This window comes from Altericroceibacterium endophyticum, assembly GCF_009827595.1.
Lineage (GTDB): Bacteria > Pseudomonadota > Alphaproteobacteria > Sphingomonadales > Sphingomonadaceae > Altericroceibacterium > Altericroceibacterium endophyticum.
In genome coordinates this window covers 196,989-210,802 of record NZ_WTYT01000005.1, presented here as the reverse complement: position 1 = coordinate 210,802, position 13,814 = coordinate 196,989, and the positions used below count along the sequence as shown (strand labels likewise).

Here is a 13,814-nt window from a genome sequence, read left to right as displayed (position 1 = left end):
GCTGTGTTGGACATGGCGATCAATTCCCCAACGGTACTTCTACGGTGTTTTCGCCGCGTGTCACGCGAACTACCGGACCGTTGTTGCTGCTTTGCTGCGCGGCAGGTGCGGCGGCCATGGCCGTCGGGGGAGGCGCAACATTATTATTGGCCGCCAGGTTCTGCGGCGGGATCGAGCTGCGCTGAAAGCGTGAGACATCGCCGCCCGTGACATAGGTTGATCTTCCATCCTCGGGGCGGGAGCTGGCCGCTTCCAGAATGGCGGCTTCTTCTTCGGGGGTGGCGTTATCAGGAACGGATACGTCACCCGATGCGATGGCACGCTCAAGCTCGGTGCGGTTATCCGCCAGCGAACGCAGCGAGAATGACAATTCACCAATGGTTTGCGCGACCGAGATCTTCTCTGCGATCCGCGGTGTAACCTCCAGCGTGACCAGGCTGAAAGTGCGCACCTGTGTCTTGCCGTCATCACCCTTGGTGGTTTCCGTGGACTGGTCTGTTGCCAGAACGCGCAAATTGCGGAGGATCGTTTCCGACGCATGCAGCGCGCGGCCGTCCCCCTCAACCGATTGCGTCAGCATCAGATCGACCCGGTCACCGGGAAAGATAAAGCCTGCGACACCGGTCTGTGCGGATACGGGAACGGTCACGGCGCGCATGCCCGGTGTCAGAGCTGCGGCCAGGAAGCCGCGGTCACCGGGTGCGACCAGAGTGCCCTGTGTAATCGGTTCACCGGCGGTAATGGGGTTGCGCACAACGGTGCCCAACAGGCTCTGAATATCGGCTTCGCCGTCAATGTAATAGGCGTCCTTAACCAGTTCCTTTGGCCAGAGCTGGAAACTGACGGAATCGGCGGTCAGGATTGTTCCCACCGGCAGGGAGCGCTGGGCGACAAGCACTTTGGGGCCTTGCGGTTCGGCCATCACGGCCTCCGCTTCCGGAGCACCGCTGCCCGCGAAGATGCTGCGTGCCGCCATGGCTGTGCCGATCGCAATGATCAGCGCACCAATCAGCAATACGAGCTTTCTTCTATCCATGGTCCGTTATGCCCTTCATGCTGGCGTTGCCGCCGGTTTCTTATTGCGACTGCCTAATGCTATGATCCCAATGGTTAAAATGAGGTTCATGGCCTCACACCATACTGGGCGTGAGGGGCGCGAAGTAATGCACGGCCAGAACCCACAGACCGGCAAAGGCAATTGCCACGCCATAGGGAATTGCGATGCGATCCTTGCGCCGACGCATGACGTGAAATGCGCCGAAGATGATCGTCAGCACGCCGCCGGCGATTGCGGTGATAATTACCAGTTTCAGGAACCATATGGGTGATATCCAGAGGGCCAGTGCGGTGAGCAATTTTACATCGCCGCCGCCCATGGCCCGCAAGGCGAACAGGCCGCTCAAAACCACCAGCGTCACCAGCATCAGCCCGATCTGTATCGCGATATCCGGCCACAGGCTTAAATTGCTGGACCACCAGAAAACCGGTGCGCCCAGCGCAATCGCGCCATTCAGCCAGTTTCCGATCCTGCGCGAGCGCAAATCTGTGAAGGCAGCAATCAGCAGGCCGATTGCCAGGATCAGTAGCAGGCCATACTGGATTGTTTCTTTCGTCATCAAAAGGCCCCTGTGTTTCGAAGCCTCGTGCTACAGATCAGGGCTTACCAAATAGTAACCACGATAGGAGCAGGTCATGGCCGCACCGCTATCCTCTGACCGTGCATCGTTCGACCCGCGTGAGATCCCGCAAGACGTATCGGAAACGCGCTGGCAGGCGCCCGACGGCCATTCTATCCGGCTGATCGAATGGCCGCAGCAGGTGGGGCAAAAGGGCACCTTGCTGTTCCTGCCGGGGCGCGGCGATGCCTATGAAAAATATCTCGAAGCGTGCGATCACTGGGCCCGAAATGGCTGGCATGTGGTGTCCACCGATTGGCGCGGACAGGGGGCATCGGGGCGATTCGGGAAGGATGCATATACCGGCCATATCGCGGACTTTGCCATCTGGCTGGATGATCTCGCGGCCCTCTGGCAGGCGAAAGTTGCCGGGCAGCCGGGCGCGCATATTCTGCTTGGGCATTCGATGGGGGGGCATTTGGCGATGCGTGCCGTGGGTGAGGGACGCGTTGCGCCCGATGGTCTCATTCTATCCGCACCGATGGCCGGATTGCTGCCGGAAAAAGTGCCTCTGCCGATCCTGCATGCGATCGCCAAATTCATGAGCCGGATTGGTGATGATCGCCGCCCGGCCTGGAAGTGGAGTGAAAAACCCGGCGCTTTCCCCGAAGCGCGCAGCATGCTGCTGACCCATGATCACGAGCGCTATCGGGATGAACAATGGTGGCGCGAAGCCCGCCCGGAAATCGTGATGGGGCCGGGGAGCTGGCGCTGGGTCGAACGGGCGCTGGCATCGATCCGGGTGCTTGAGCAGCCCGGTTTTCTGGAGAAGATTACCATACCGGTATTTCTGTTCGGCACGCGGGCGGACCGATTGGTCAGTTTTCGTGCGCTCGAACGCGCGGCGCAGCGTTTGCCCAATTGCGAAACCTTGTTTTTTGGCGAGGAGGCGCGCCACGAAATATTGCGCGAAGTGGACCCGGTGCGGCATCTGGCACTTGAAAGGATCGACAACTTCCTCGACCGCATCACCCAACCATGAACAATCGATTCGATATTGCGATAATCGGCGCCGGAATGGCTGGAGCCAGTCTGGCCGCAGAGCTGGCAGGCGATGCAAAGGTTTTGATTCTGGAGGCTGAGGACAGGCCCGGTTATCACGCGACCGGACGCTCGGCTGCCTTCTGGGTGGAAACCTATGGCGGGCCGGGCGTGCAGCCGCTGACCACTGCCGCTGGCCCCTATCTGCAAGAACAGGGCGTTCTGGTTGATCGCGGCGCATTGACCATCGGGCGCAGTGATCAGCAGAGTGAAGCGGATGCCTTTGCCAAGAGATTCGCTGCATCCGGTGTCGAGATGCACATGCTCGGACGCGCAGAGCTGGCCGAGCGGATTCCCGGCTTGAAGCCCGATTGGACGATCGGAATATTGGAGCCCACTTGCTGCGATATCGATGTCGCGGCTTTGCATGCGCATTACCTCACCCGCTTGCGGCGTGCAGGCGTAACGCCGCGAAGCCGGGCGCGCCTTGTCCGGGCGGAGCGGCGCGATTGCGTCTGGTTTTTGGAAACGAGTGACGGGCAGCAATTTGAAGCAGCGGTGGTGGTGAATGCGGCGGGGGCATGGGCTGATCCGGTGGCGCAAAGCTGCGGCGCCAACCCACTCGGCATAATTCCCTATCGTCGTACGATCGCGCAATTGCGGACCGATCCCGCGCCATCGGCCAATCTGCCGCTCGTGCTTGACCTTGCAGAAAAGTTCTATTTCAAACCCGAAAATGGACGGCTCTGGCTAAGTCCGCATGACGAAACGCCCAGCGTTGCATGTGATGCAGCGGCCGAGGAACTGGATGTAGCTCTGGCCATCGACCGGTTGCAGCAAGTCGTCGATTGGCGCGTCGATGTATTGGAGCATCGCTGGGCCGGATTGCGCAGTTTCGCCCCGGATCGTTTGCCGGTCTATGGTTTCGACCCGGATTGTGAGGGCTTTTTCTGGTTCGCGGGGCAGGGTGGTTTCGGCATTCAGACGGCGCCCGCGGCGGCGCGGCTGGGGGCACAATTGCTGCTGGATCAGTCCAGAGATGCGATGACGCACGATCTTGATCCGGCGGCCTATTCGCCCAGCCGTTTCAGGTAAGCTGTTGCTGTTCGGCGAAAGCCGGTTTGCCGCTTAAAGCGCTGCGGCCGCGTCGCTGGCGAGCTGGTCCACCCGCTCATTTTCGACATGGCCGTCATGTCCTTTGACCCAATTCCATGTGATATCGTGCGGTTTGATTGCCGCCAGCAGCTCCTGCCAAAGATCGGTATTGGCGACAGGTTTCTTGGAGGCTGTCTTCCAGCCTTTTTTCTGCCAGCCATGGATCCATTTGGTGATGCCATCGATCACATATTTACTGTCTGAATAAATATCGACCCGGCATGGCTGGTTCAGCGCGTTCAGACCCTGAATGACGGCCATCATTTCCATGCGGTTATTGGTGGTCTCCGGCTCGCTGCCAACCAATTCCTTCTCATGCTCGCCCATGCGCAGCAAAGCACCCCAACCGCCGGGGCCGGGATTACCTTTACAGGCCCCGTCAGTGAACAATTCGACATATTTCATGATTGGACCTTGCAGCCGGGGAAGGCGGCGCTGCCCGTTTCAGCATAGAAATTCAGCCTGCGGGCAAAGGCCATCGGGTCCTTGCGCGTGACCATGGCGTCCGCCGGCGTATTCAGCCAATCATAAGCCCGCGTTGACAGGAAGCGCATGGCCGCGCCCTGACCCAGCACGGGCAGGGCGTCATATTCTGCGGCTGAGAGGGGACGCTGGCTGCTATATCCCTCCAGCAGGGCAGCCGCGATGTCTGGCTGGAACTGATCATCATCATCAAAGCACCATGCCGCATGTGTTACGGCAAGGTCGTAAACGGTTGTGTCATTGCAGGCGAAATAGAAATCGATCAGCCCGCTGACCTCATTCCCGCGCATCAACACATTATCGGGGAACAGATCGGCGTGAATCACGGACTGTGGCAATTGCCGGGGCCAGTTATCATCGAGGAAGCTCAGCTTTTCGCTGACCAGATCGGGCAGCGTCGGATCGATACTGGCAAGGCCCTGCCGCCCGCAATCCTCGAGCAATTCCCGCCAGGCGGACAGGCCCATTGTATTGTCCCGGCTGGGTTCGAAATCTGCCGAATCCTTGTGCAATCCGGCCAGCGCCGCGCCGACCGCGCGTGCTTGCTGCGGCTCAGGCGTGCCGATGGAAACGCCTGACATGAATTCGATCAAGGCAACCGCTTTACCGTCCAGCATCCGGTAGGCGGCGCCTTCCCGATCATGAATCGTGCGCGGCACCGGGCTGCCCTTGGCGGCCAGATGATCGAGCAGGCCAAGGAAATAAGGCAGATCTTTGAGATCCAGCCGCGTTTCATACATGGTCAGGATATAGCGATCGCGGGTGGTTTCGATCAGCCAGTTGGAATTGGAAACCCCCTCCGCAATGCCCTTTGCGGAAATCAGGTCGCCAACATCATAGGCATGGATCAGCTCGCCCAGCTTTTCGGCGGACAGATGCGTGTAAACGGCCATGAGCGTGCTCTATTCAGTGACTTCGCGGGGGAGTTTGAAGACCATTTTTTCTTCGGCGGTCACCAGCGTATGCTCTTCCACCTCGCGCCATTCGGCCAGACGGTCGATCACTTCACGCACCAGTTCCTCTGGCGCCGACGCGCCTGCGGTCAGTCCCAGCGTTGCGACACCTTCCAGCCATGAGGGCTCCATTTCGGATGCCCGCTGAATCAGATGAGCCTTTGTGCCAAAACGCTCGGCGACTTCGACCAGACGCAGCGAATTGGATGAATTGGGCGCGCCGATCACCAGCACCAGATCACTGGCCGGGGCAATTTCCTTTACCGCCGCCTGCCGATTCGATGTGGCGTAACAAATATCCTCTGCTTTGGGTGCGACGATATTGGGGTAGCGCTGTTTCAACGCCTCGACGATAGCAGCGGTGTCATCGACAGAAAGCGTGGTCTGGGTGAGGAAAGACAGCTCTTCTCCTTCCGGAAAGTCCAGTGTTTCGACATCACTCAGCGTTTCGACCAGAGTCATTCCGCCGGGGGGAACCTGACCGAATGTGCCGATGACCTCGGGATGGCCGCGATGGCCGATAAACAGAATATGCCGCCCCGCTTCGATCTGCCGTTCGGCCTGACGATGCACCTTGCTCACCAATGGGCAGGTGGCATCAACATAGGTCAGGCCGCGTTCTTCAGCCTCGGCCGGCACCGATTTGGGGACGCCATGCGCGCTGAAAATCACCGGAACCCCATCCGGCACTTCGTCCAGTTCCTCGACAAAAATCGCGCCTTTGGCCTTCAGACCATCCACCACATAGCGGTTATGCACGATTTCATGCCGGACATAGACCGGCGCGCCGTAGCGTTCGATCGCCCGTTCGACGATTTCTATCGCGCGGTCGACACCGGCGCAGAAGCCCCGTGGTGCCGCAATCAGCACGGTTAGGGGCAATTTAGCCGCGTCTGCGGCGCGATTTGGAAAGGGCGCGTTCATACGGCTCGCTCTAGCGGTTGTCGGCCTGCGGCGAAAGGGCTAGGAACGCCGCGATTATTCCTGATTGAGGATCTGTGATGAAATTTCGCGCTTTGCTCACCGTTGCTGCTGCCGCCACCGCGCTGGCGGGTTGCAAGTCTGAAGGCGACATTGTGGTACAGCAGGGCGTGGGTATCACTGCATTAAGATCAGTGTGCCCGGCCGTTGGTGTGCCTGACTATACCGGGGATGTGACCCTGTTCTCGCCCGCCAATGCCCGCACGGCTGATGCCATTGATGTGACGGCCAGCATTACCAATGTCCGCACGCAATGTGATGATCTGAACGCGCAGGATGTCCGCGCGACGGCCAGTTTCGATGTGTATGCCCAGCGCCGTGATACACGCGGTGCGCGCAGCGTTGAATTGCCCTATTTCTCTTCCGTCGTTCGCGGCGGGAGCGCGGTTGTGGCCAAGCGCCTGGGCACGGTGACGCTTCAATTTGCCGATGGCGAGGCGCGCGCGCATGCAAGCGCCAGTGCCGGGGCTACGATCAACCGGGCAGAGGCAACCCTGCCGGATGAGATTCGTGAAAAAATCACCCGCAAGCGCAAGGCAGGCGATGCGGATGCGGCGATTGATCCGTTGACGCAGCCAGATGTCCGCGCCGCTCTGGCGCGCGCCAATTTCGAATTGCTGGTCGGCTTTCAGCTGACCGAGGATCAGCTGGCTTATAACGCAACACGTTAAATGCCGGAGTTTTGAAGGGAGCTAAGGATGGGGCGCTGCCCCATGAAAAGATGCTCCCTTCTTCCCCCCGGGGGCAATAGGCGCTAACGGCGCCTCTATGTCTAAGCAGCAAACTCTGTATGCGGCCTATGCCGCAAAGATCGACGCGGTGCTCGATGCACTGGAAGCCGAAGCCGTTCTGCCCGCCGGTACGCCGCGCGGGAATGTTGCGGTCGAACCGCCGCGCGATCCCTCCCATGGCGATCTGGCCACCAATGCCGCGATGGTGCTGGCGAAACAGGCCAAGACCAACCCGCGCGCTCTGGCTGAAAAGCTGGTGGAGAAACTGGCCGATGATCCACAAATCGATGCGGCTGAAATCGCCGGACCGGGCTTCATCAATCTGCGGCTGGCCCATTCGAACTGGCTGAAAGAGCTGGATCTGATTGCGGCGCAGAAGAGCGATTACGGCCGCTCCACGCGCGGTGCAGGCCGGACGGTCAATGTCGAATATGTCTCCGCCAATCCGACTGGTCCCATGCATATGGGCCATTGCCGGGGCGCGGTCGTGGGCGATGCACTGGCGGCCTTGCTTGAATTTGGCGGGCATGACGTGATCCGCGAATATTACGTCAATGATGCCGGTGCGCAGGTGCAAACACTCGCCCGCTCAGCCCATCTGCGCTATAAAGAAGCGCTGGGGGAAGACATTGGGGAAATCCCCGAGGGCTTCTATCCCGGCGAATATCTGAAACCCGTGGGGCAGAAGCTGGCCGATGAATTCGGCGATCAATATGCCGCCGCGCCTGAGAGCGAATGGCTGACGCTGTTCCGCGAAAAATCGGTCGCCGCTATGATGGACATGATTCGCACCGATCTGGCCATGCTGGGCATTCATCACGATGTCTTCGCGTCCGAAGCCGAATTGCAGGCCGCCGGTAAACCCGAAGCGGCAGAGAAATGGCTGCGCGCGCATGATCTGGTTTATGATGGCATATTGGAGGCGCCCAAGGGCAAAACGCCCGAAGATTGGGAGCCGGTTGAACTGCCGCTGTTCCGCTCCACCCGCTTTGGCGATGATCAGGATCGCCCGATCAAGAAGAGCGATGGCAATTGGACCTATTTCGGTGCCGATCTCGCCTATCATATGCAGAAGGCGGACAAGGCCGACGAACTGATCGACATCTGGGGTGCTGACCATGCCGGTACGGTAAAACGGATCAAGGCGGCGGTGGCCGCGCTGTCCGAAGGCGAAGGCACGGCGATTCCCTTTGACGTGAAACTGGTTCAGATGGTGCAGTTGCTGCGCGGCGGTGAGCCCGTGAAAATGTCCAAGCGCTCGGGCAATTTCATCACCATTGCCGATATGGTGGAGGAAGTGGGCAAGGATGTGGTGCGTTTCACCATGCTGACCCGCAAGCCGGAAGCGCAGATGGATTTCGATTTCGCCAAAGTGGTGGAAGCGAGCAAGGACAACCCGGTCTTTTACGTCCAATATGCCCATGCCCGCATTCATTCCACTTTGCGCAAGGCCAAGGCCGAGGCCGGAGTGCAGCCATCTGCTGACGCGCTTGACCGGATGGGCGATGATGAAATGACCCTGATCAAGCAGGCGGCCCAATTCCCCCGTCAGGTGGAAGCCGCCGCATTGGCGCGTGAGCCGCACCGGATCGCATTTTATCTGTATGATCTGGCGGCTGCGTTCCATGCCTTCTGGAACATGGGCAATGATGACCCCGGCAAACGGATCATTCTGGCTGAGGATGCCGAATTGACCGCAGCGCGGCTTTTCCTGGCCGATCAGATTGGGCAGGTGATCCGCAATGGTCTGGCATTGCTGGGTGTGGAGGCAGTCGAGGAGTTGTAATTCATGTCCACGGCAGGCGGGAACTGGGGCAGTAGCAGGGATGCGCAGGATCGTGCTTTCGATCTTGAGATCGAAGAGGATCGTCTTCCCTGGCTGGCAAGCCCGGATGACGATTCGGATCGGCGCGAAGTGGATACGGCCCGCGTCGTGGCTTTCTCCCTGTCGGGACTGTTCCTGCTCCTTCTGATTATCGGAGGACTGTGGTGGGTTTTTCACGGCGATTCTGAGGACACAATCCAGCCCGATGGCAGCACCATCGCCGCGCCGGAAACGCCCTATAAAACACGGCCGGAAAACCCCGGTGGCATGACCTTTGAAGGGACCGGGGACACCAGCTTTGCCGTGGCCGAGGGACAGAGCCGTGAGGGACGGATAGCAGAGCTGCCCGACGTACCGGACCCGGCAGACGCGGCATCAGGCGATGCCTCTGACAGCAAATCCGACCAGGCTGAGATGTCGGATGTCGGCGTACAGGTCGGGGCCTATACATCGCGCGAAGATGCCAGACAGGGCTGGAGCGAATTGCATCGCCGCTACCCCGTGTTGCATGATGTGAAGCACCGGATCGTCGAAGGGCAAGCGGATATTGGCCGGGTGTATCGCCTGCAGGCCGTGAGGGCGTCACGCAAGGAGGCCCGATTGCTGTGCCGCGAATTGCAGGCACTGGGCGCCGCCTGTCAGGTCAAACGCTGAGCGCTAGCACGCGACCGGCCATGCGACGCTTGCACCGCATCGCAATTGCTGCAAACTCGCTTCCATGACACCAGCTATATTCGGCCTTTCCGGCCTGACCCTGAATGATGATGAACGCGCTTTCTTTAAGGAAAGCGATCCGGCGGGCTATGTCCTGTTCGCCCGCAATATCGAAAACCGGCAGCAATTGCGCGCTCTGACTGATGATTTGCGCGCGGTGCATGGGCGCGATGATCTGTTGATATCGATTGATCAGGAAGGCGGGCGGGTCGCCCGGATGAAACCGCCGGAATGGGACGCTTTTCCCTCCGGCGCAGTCTTTGCCGATCTCTATGATCTGGCCCCCGCCAGCGCGATAGAGGCCGCGCGGGTCAATGCGCAAATGCTGGCCTTCGATCTTGCTGAAGCGGGCATCAATGTCGATTATCTGCCCCTGCTGGATGTTCGCCAGCCCGGCGCGCATGATGTGATCGGCGATCGCGCCCTGGGCGGAAGCCCGATGCAGGTTGCCGCCCTGGGCCGGGCCATATTGGACGGCCTGGCGAGCGGCGGCGTGACGGGCTGCATCAAGCACATTCCTGGGCACGGCCGCGCCGGGGCGGACAGTCACAAGGAATTGCCGGTGGTGGATGCTGCCCGCGATGAGCTGGCGATTGATTTTGAACCCTTCCGCACGCTGAATCACGCGCCGATCGGCATGTCGGCCCATGTGCTCTACACGGCGCTCGACAGCGACCGTCCGGCGACCCTATCGCCCACGATCATTACCGATATTATTCGCGGAGAGATCGGCTTTGACGGTCTGTTGCTGACCGACGACGTGGATATGGAGGCCTTGTCCGGTACGGTGCCGGAACGCGCCGCAGCGGCTCTGGCTGCAGGCTGCGATATTGTGCTGAATTGCTGGGCAAAAATGGCCGATATGGAAGGGATTGCGGCGGCGTGTCCGAGCATCACCGAAAATGCCGCCGCGCGTTTGCAGCGTGCCCTTCACCCTGTCCAAAACGCCGCTGACCTTCCGGACCGCAGTGAATTGGCGGCGAAGCGCGATCAATTGCTTGATCTGGTAAAACAGAACGCATGAACCAGACCGGTGCCTCGTCAGGCAATGCTGCCTTTCCCGGCGCCGAGGAATGGGACCGCCTGCCGGGCAGTGCGCCAGCGGCGGATGAGCGTGAGGCGCTCTATCTCGAACTGGACGGGTGGGAGGGGCCGCTCGATCTGCTGCTCGATCTGGCACGGCGGCAAAAAGTGGATCTGCGGACCATTTCCATCCTGTCGCTGGTGGATCAATATCTCAGCTATATTGACGAGGCAGAGGCGCTGAAGCTGGAGCTGGCGGCGGACTATCTGGTGATGGCAGCATGGCTGGCCTACCTTAAATCAGCGCTGCTGCTGCCGACGGATGAACAGGAAGATCCCAGCCCTGAAGAACTGGCCTTGCGGCTCCAATTGCGTCTCCAAAGGCTGAGCGCGATGCGCGAAGCGGCAGCCCGGCTGATGGCGCGTGACAGGTTGGGGCGCGATGTCTTTGCGCGCGGTGCTCCCGAGGGTTTGCGCGTTGACCGCAAGCGCGCCTGGGATTGCGAATGGTTCGATCTGGTGCAAGCCTATGGCTGGGTTCGCGCCCGAACCCAGCCCAGCGTGCATATGGTGCGTGAGCGGCCCGTCATGACCCTTGAAAGCGCGCTGGAAAGGGTTTCCTCCATGCTGGGCGTGACGCTGAACTGGGTTGAATTGCGCGACTTCCTGCCCGCTCATGCGGAAGAGCGCCTGCGTCGTTCGGCCCTGGCCTCCAGCTTCGTCGCTGCGCTGGAACTGGCGCGGTTGGGGCGGGCGGAACTCCGGCAGGACGAGGCCTTTGGCCCGCTGCATCTGCGGCGGCTCAGCTGATGAGTGAAAAGCCGCTTTCGGATGATGTGCTGCGTGCTGTGGAGGCAACGCTGTTCGCCGCGGAAGAACCCCTGAGCGCAGAGGCGATTGCGACGCATCTGGGGGCCGAAGATGTCCGGCCGGTGCTGCGCGAATTGCAGGAATTCTATGAGGGACGCGGGATCAGGCTGGTGGAAATCGGGCGGCGCTGGCAATTCCAGACGGCGCCTGATCTGGCGCATTTGTTGCGCAAGGAAAAGGCGCAGATCCGCACCCTGTCCCGCGCGGCAACCGAGGTGCTGGCGATCATCGCCTATCACGAACCGGTCAGCCGGGCGGAAGTCGAATCCATTCGCGGTGTGCAGACAGCCAAGGGCACGCTGGATGTGTTGATGGAAGCGGGCTGGGTGCGTGTCGCCGGACGACGCGAAGTGCCGGGACGTCCGGTGATTTATGCAACCACACCCGATTTTCTGCAACATTTCGGCCTTAAAAGCCGCCGGGAGTTGCCGGGACTGGACGAATTGAAAGCCGCCGGGCTACTCGACCCGGTGGAAGATGCCTATGATGCCCTGATGGGGGACACTGGCTCTGATGCCGAGGGCAATGCCAGCGAGGGCGGCGAAGAGCGGCAGAATTCAGTAACATCGAATGATACAGATTCATCTTCGCGCGTATCAAAGCTGGAAAATCCTGAGCAAAGCGCCTAGGTCAGTCACACATTTTTGGAGTTTCCCGCTGTGAATATCGGACCCTTTCAGATCATCATCATTGCGCTGGTCATTCTTGTGCTGTTCGGCCGTGGCCGGATTTCCGAGATGATGGGCGATTTTGGCAAAGGCGTGAAAAGCTTCCGCCAAGGCCTTGGTGAAAACGAATCTACCCCAGAGCCCACCAAGCCCGCGCCGCGGATTGAAGGCCCTGTGCATGAGGCAAAGCCCGCCGAACAAGCGGCGCAGGACCCGAAGCCTGCGGAACCGGCCGCGCAGGAGCCGAAGCCCGCCGACAAATCCACCCATTGATCCGCAGCATTTACAGACACAGGACGGGCGCCGCCCATGCTTGATATTGGTGCGAGCGAGTTGCTGATCATCGTGGTGGTGGCGGTTGTCGTCATTGGCCCCAAGGATATGCCGCTCGCCATGCGGACTGCCGGACGCTGGATCGGCAAGATGCGCCGCGTTTCTTCCCATTTCCGTACCGGTCTCGATACGATGATTCGAGAGGCCGAGATGGAGGATATGGAAAAGAAATGGAAAGAGCAGAACGCCAAGATCATGGCTGAGCATCCGGCAGAGGAAATGCGCCCGCTCACTGATCAGAGCGATACTGGAAAAAGTGATGGGGCCGATGACGGGAATGCATCGGCTGTGGCGGGATCGGCTGAAAGCCGGGCCGCGGCCAAGTCATCGCCGACGCTGGATAAAAGCGCGGGCGCGCAGGCCTCAACATCTGCGCCTTCCGGCAGCGCCGCAAGCGGAACAGGCTCCGCCGCACAGGACCAACCCGCTGAAGAGCCGCGCGTGCCGCTCGACAAGCCTCAATCAGAGCGCTGAACCCCATGGCTTTTTCGCTCAAAGATATTGATGACACGCAGGCACCGCTGCTCGAACATCTGATCGAATTGCGTAACCGTTTGATGCGCTGCGTCATTGCGTTGGCGATCACTTTTGCCATTTGCCTCTATTTCGCAGACGATATTTTCGGATTTTTAGTTCGTCCGCTGACGCAGGCCTTTCCCGCCGGCGAAGGCAAGCTGGTTTATACCGCGCTTTACGAAGCGTTCTTCGTAGAAATCAAAGTGGCGATTTTCGCGGCATTTTTCCTGAGTTTTCCGGTGATTGCCAACCAGCTATGGGCCTTTATCGCACCAGGTCTTTATGCGCGCGAAAAGAAGGCGTTTCTGCCCTTCCTGATTGCTACCCCGGTCCTGTTCACGCTGGGCGCGTCGCTGGCCTATTTCATCGTTATGCCCACCGCTTTCCGCTGGTTCCTGCAATTTGAGGGCGAGCGCGGCGGTTTGCAGCAGGAAGCCCTGCCGGCGATGGGGGAATATCTCTCGCTCGTCATGCAGTTCATTCTGGCCTTCGGGATCAGCTTTCTGCTGCCCGTCCTGCTGATGCTGCTGAACCGTGCGGGCATTGTGTCACGCGAACAATTGGTCAGCGCTCGCCGCTATGTCATTGTTGGCGTGTTCGCCGTGGCGGCTCTGATCACGCCGCCGGATATCGTCTCTCAATTCCTGTTGGCAACACCGCTGATCGTGCTGTTCGAAGGCTCGCTGATGCTGATGTATTTCAGCGAGAAGAAGGATGCTGAGGAACGCGCGAAGGCAGAAGCAGAGACCGGATCGGTTGACGAAGCGGCGCCTGAGGAAAAAGACCCAGTCTGATTTTGGCTGTGTGATTATCGGGGCCAGATCATCAATGGCTGACCGATAAAACACGCGGAATGAACGGAAAGCTGACCGGGCCGAATGATCAGTGTCATTCGGCCCGGTGTG

Annotated in this window: 16 protein-coding genes; 11 read left to right on the top strand and 5 right to left on the bottom strand. The window is 59.9% G+C overall.

The genetic code is table 11. From position 1 onward, the window contains the following. Positions 1-19: 19 nt before the first annotated feature. Together cpaB and GRI91_RS12110 are read right to left on the bottom strand one after the other, a co-directional pair. Positions 20-1,036: a Flp pilus assembly protein CpaB gene (gene cpaB / locus GRI91_RS12115; RefSeq protein WP_160736946.1), complete on the bottom strand. Its 1,017-nt coding sequence runs from the start codon at positions 1,034-1,036 to the stop codon at positions 20-22. A 94-nt stretch (positions 1,037-1,130) separates the two neighbouring features. Further along, positions 1,131-1,616 (bottom strand): A24 family peptidase, encoded by a 486-nt coding sequence (locus tag GRI91_RS12110; RefSeq protein ID WP_160736945.1) that lies wholly within the window; start codon positions 1,614-1,616, stop codon positions 1,131-1,133. Positions 1,617-1,692: 76 nt separating this feature from the next. Here GRI91_RS12110 and GRI91_RS12105 point away from each other — a divergent pair, with 76 nt between their 5' ends. Continuing rightward, positions 1,693-2,658, top strand: a complete 966-nt coding sequence (locus GRI91_RS12105) for an alpha/beta fold hydrolase (protein WP_160736944.1) — start codon at positions 1,693-1,695, stop codon at positions 2,656-2,658. Then, positions 2,655-3,752: an NAD(P)/FAD-dependent oxidoreductase gene (locus GRI91_RS12100; protein ID WP_160736943.1), complete on the top strand. Its 1,098-nt coding sequence runs from the start codon at positions 2,655-2,657 to the stop codon at positions 3,750-3,752. Before GRI91_RS12105 ends, GRI91_RS12100 begins: the two co-directional genes overlap by 4 nt. 33 nt (positions 3,753-3,785) lie before the next feature. Here GRI91_RS12100 and rnhA read toward each other — a convergent pair whose 3' ends face one another. From rnhA to ispH, 3 genes are read right to left on the bottom strand one after another with little or no spacing between them, the layout of a single operon-like run. Next, positions 3,786-4,217: a ribonuclease HI gene (rnhA, locus tag GRI91_RS12095; RefSeq protein ID WP_160736942.1), complete on the bottom strand. Its 432-nt coding sequence runs from the start codon at positions 4,215-4,217 to the stop codon at positions 3,786-3,788. Beyond that, positions 4,214-5,188 (bottom strand): homoserine kinase, encoded by a 975-nt coding sequence (gene thrB, locus GRI91_RS12090; RefSeq protein ID WP_160736941.1) that lies wholly within the window; start codon positions 5,186-5,188, stop codon positions 4,214-4,216. Before thrB ends, rnhA begins: the two co-directional genes overlap by 4 nt. Positions 5,189-5,197: 9 nt before the next feature. After that, positions 5,198-6,172 (bottom strand): 4-hydroxy-3-methylbut-2-enyl diphosphate reductase, encoded by a 975-nt coding sequence (gene ispH, locus GRI91_RS12085; protein ID WP_160736940.1) that lies wholly within the window; start codon positions 6,170-6,172, stop codon positions 5,198-5,200. Between the two features lie 77 nt (positions 6,173-6,249). Between ispH and GRI91_RS12080 the strand changes: the two genes are divergently transcribed. From GRI91_RS12080 to tatC, 9 genes are all read left to right on the top strand, one after another. Continuing rightward, positions 6,250-6,900, top strand: coding sequence for a hypothetical protein (locus tag GRI91_RS12080; RefSeq protein ID WP_160736939.1), 651 nt, complete (start codon positions 6,250-6,252; stop codon positions 6,898-6,900). 97 nt (positions 6,901-6,997) lie between these two features. After that, positions 6,998-8,746 carry an arginine--tRNA ligase gene (gene argS, locus GRI91_RS12075; protein ID WP_160736938.1) on the top strand — a complete coding sequence of 583 codons (1,749 nt, stop codon included), beginning with the start codon at positions 6,998-7,000 and terminating at the stop codon, positions 8,744-8,746. 3 nt (positions 8,747-8,749) lie between these two features. Then, on the top strand, positions 8,750-9,439 hold the full coding sequence (locus GRI91_RS12070; protein ID WP_160736937.1) for an SPOR domain-containing protein: 690 nt from the start codon (positions 8,750-8,752) through the stop codon (positions 9,437-9,439). A 64-nt stretch (positions 9,440-9,503) separates the two neighbouring features. After that, positions 9,504-10,523 carry a beta-N-acetylhexosaminidase gene (gene nagZ / locus GRI91_RS12065; RefSeq protein WP_160736936.1) on the top strand — a complete coding sequence of 340 codons (1,020 nt, stop codon included), beginning with the start codon at positions 9,504-9,506 and terminating at the stop codon, positions 10,521-10,523. After that, positions 10,520-11,332, top strand: coding sequence for a segregation and condensation protein A (locus tag GRI91_RS12060; RefSeq protein WP_160736935.1), 813 nt, complete (start codon positions 10,520-10,522; stop codon positions 11,330-11,332). Before nagZ ends, GRI91_RS12060 begins: the two co-directional genes overlap by 4 nt. Further along, positions 11,332-12,021 carry an SMC-Scp complex subunit ScpB gene (gene scpB, locus GRI91_RS12055; protein WP_160736934.1) on the top strand — a complete coding sequence of 230 codons (690 nt, stop codon included), beginning with the start codon at positions 11,332-11,334 and terminating at the stop codon, positions 12,019-12,021. Before GRI91_RS12060 ends, scpB begins: the two co-directional genes overlap by 1 nt. Before the next feature lie 30 nt (positions 12,022-12,051). Beyond that, entirely contained in the window at positions 12,052-12,333 is a 282-nt protein-coding gene (gene tatA / locus GRI91_RS12050) for a twin-arginine translocase TatA/TatE family subunit (protein WP_160736933.1), read from the top strand. Positions 12,334-12,369: 36 nt separating this feature from the next. Further along, positions 12,370-12,867, top strand: coding sequence for a Sec-independent protein translocase protein TatB (tatB, locus tag GRI91_RS12045; RefSeq protein ID WP_160736932.1), 498 nt, complete (start codon positions 12,370-12,372; stop codon positions 12,865-12,867). A 5-nt stretch (positions 12,868-12,872) separates the two neighbouring features. Beyond that, entirely contained in the window at positions 12,873-13,703 is an 831-nt protein-coding gene (tatC, locus tag GRI91_RS12040) for a twin-arginine translocase subunit TatC (RefSeq protein WP_160736931.1), read from the top strand. Positions 13,704-13,814: the final 111 nt, after the last annotated feature.

Bases quoted from the DNA above. Each gene is read 5' to 3' on its own strand.
- cpaB (WP_160736946.1), bottom strand. From the start codon at position 1,036: ATGGATAGAAGAAAGCTCGTATTGCTGATTGGTGCGCTGATCATTGCG.
- GRI91_RS12110 (WP_160736945.1), bottom strand. From the start codon at position 1,616: ATGACGAAAGAAACAATCCAGTATGGCCTGCTACTGATCCTGGCAATC.
- GRI91_RS12105 (WP_160736944.1), top strand. From the start codon at position 1,693: ATGGCCGCACCGCTATCCTCTGACCGTGCATCGTTCGACCCGCGTGAG.
- GRI91_RS12100 (WP_160736943.1), top strand. From the start codon at position 2,655: ATGAACAATCGATTCGATATTGCGATAATCGGCGCCGGAATGGCTGGA.
- rnhA (WP_160736942.1), bottom strand. From the start codon at position 4,217: ATGAAATATGTCGAATTGTTCACTGACGGGGCCTGTAAAGGTAATCCC.
- thrB (WP_160736941.1), bottom strand. From the start codon at position 5,188: ATGGCCGTTTACACGCATCTGTCCGCCGAAAAGCTGGGCGAGCTGATC.
- ispH (WP_160736940.1), bottom strand. From the start codon at position 6,172: ATGAACGCGCCCTTTCCAAATCGCGCCGCAGACGCGGCTAAATTGCCC.
- GRI91_RS12080 (WP_160736939.1), top strand. From the start codon at position 6,250: ATGAAATTTCGCGCTTTGCTCACCGTTGCTGCTGCCGCCACCGCGCTG.
- argS (WP_160736938.1), top strand. From the start codon at position 6,998: ATGTCTAAGCAGCAAACTCTGTATGCGGCCTATGCCGCAAAGATCGAC.
- GRI91_RS12070 (WP_160736937.1), top strand. From the start codon at position 8,750: ATGTCCACGGCAGGCGGGAACTGGGGCAGTAGCAGGGATGCGCAGGAT.
- nagZ (WP_160736936.1), top strand. From the start codon at position 9,504: ATGACACCAGCTATATTCGGCCTTTCCGGCCTGACCCTGAATGATGAT.
- GRI91_RS12060 (WP_160736935.1), top strand. From the start codon at position 10,520: ATGAACCAGACCGGTGCCTCGTCAGGCAATGCTGCCTTTCCCGGCGCC.
- scpB (WP_160736934.1), top strand. From the start codon at position 11,332: ATGAGTGAAAAGCCGCTTTCGGATGATGTGCTGCGTGCTGTGGAGGCA.
- tatB (WP_160736932.1), top strand. From the start codon at position 12,370: ATGCTTGATATTGGTGCGAGCGAGTTGCTGATCATCGTGGTGGTGGCG.
- tatC (WP_160736931.1), top strand. From the start codon at position 12,873: ATGGCTTTTTCGCTCAAAGATATTGATGACACGCAGGCACCGCTGCTC.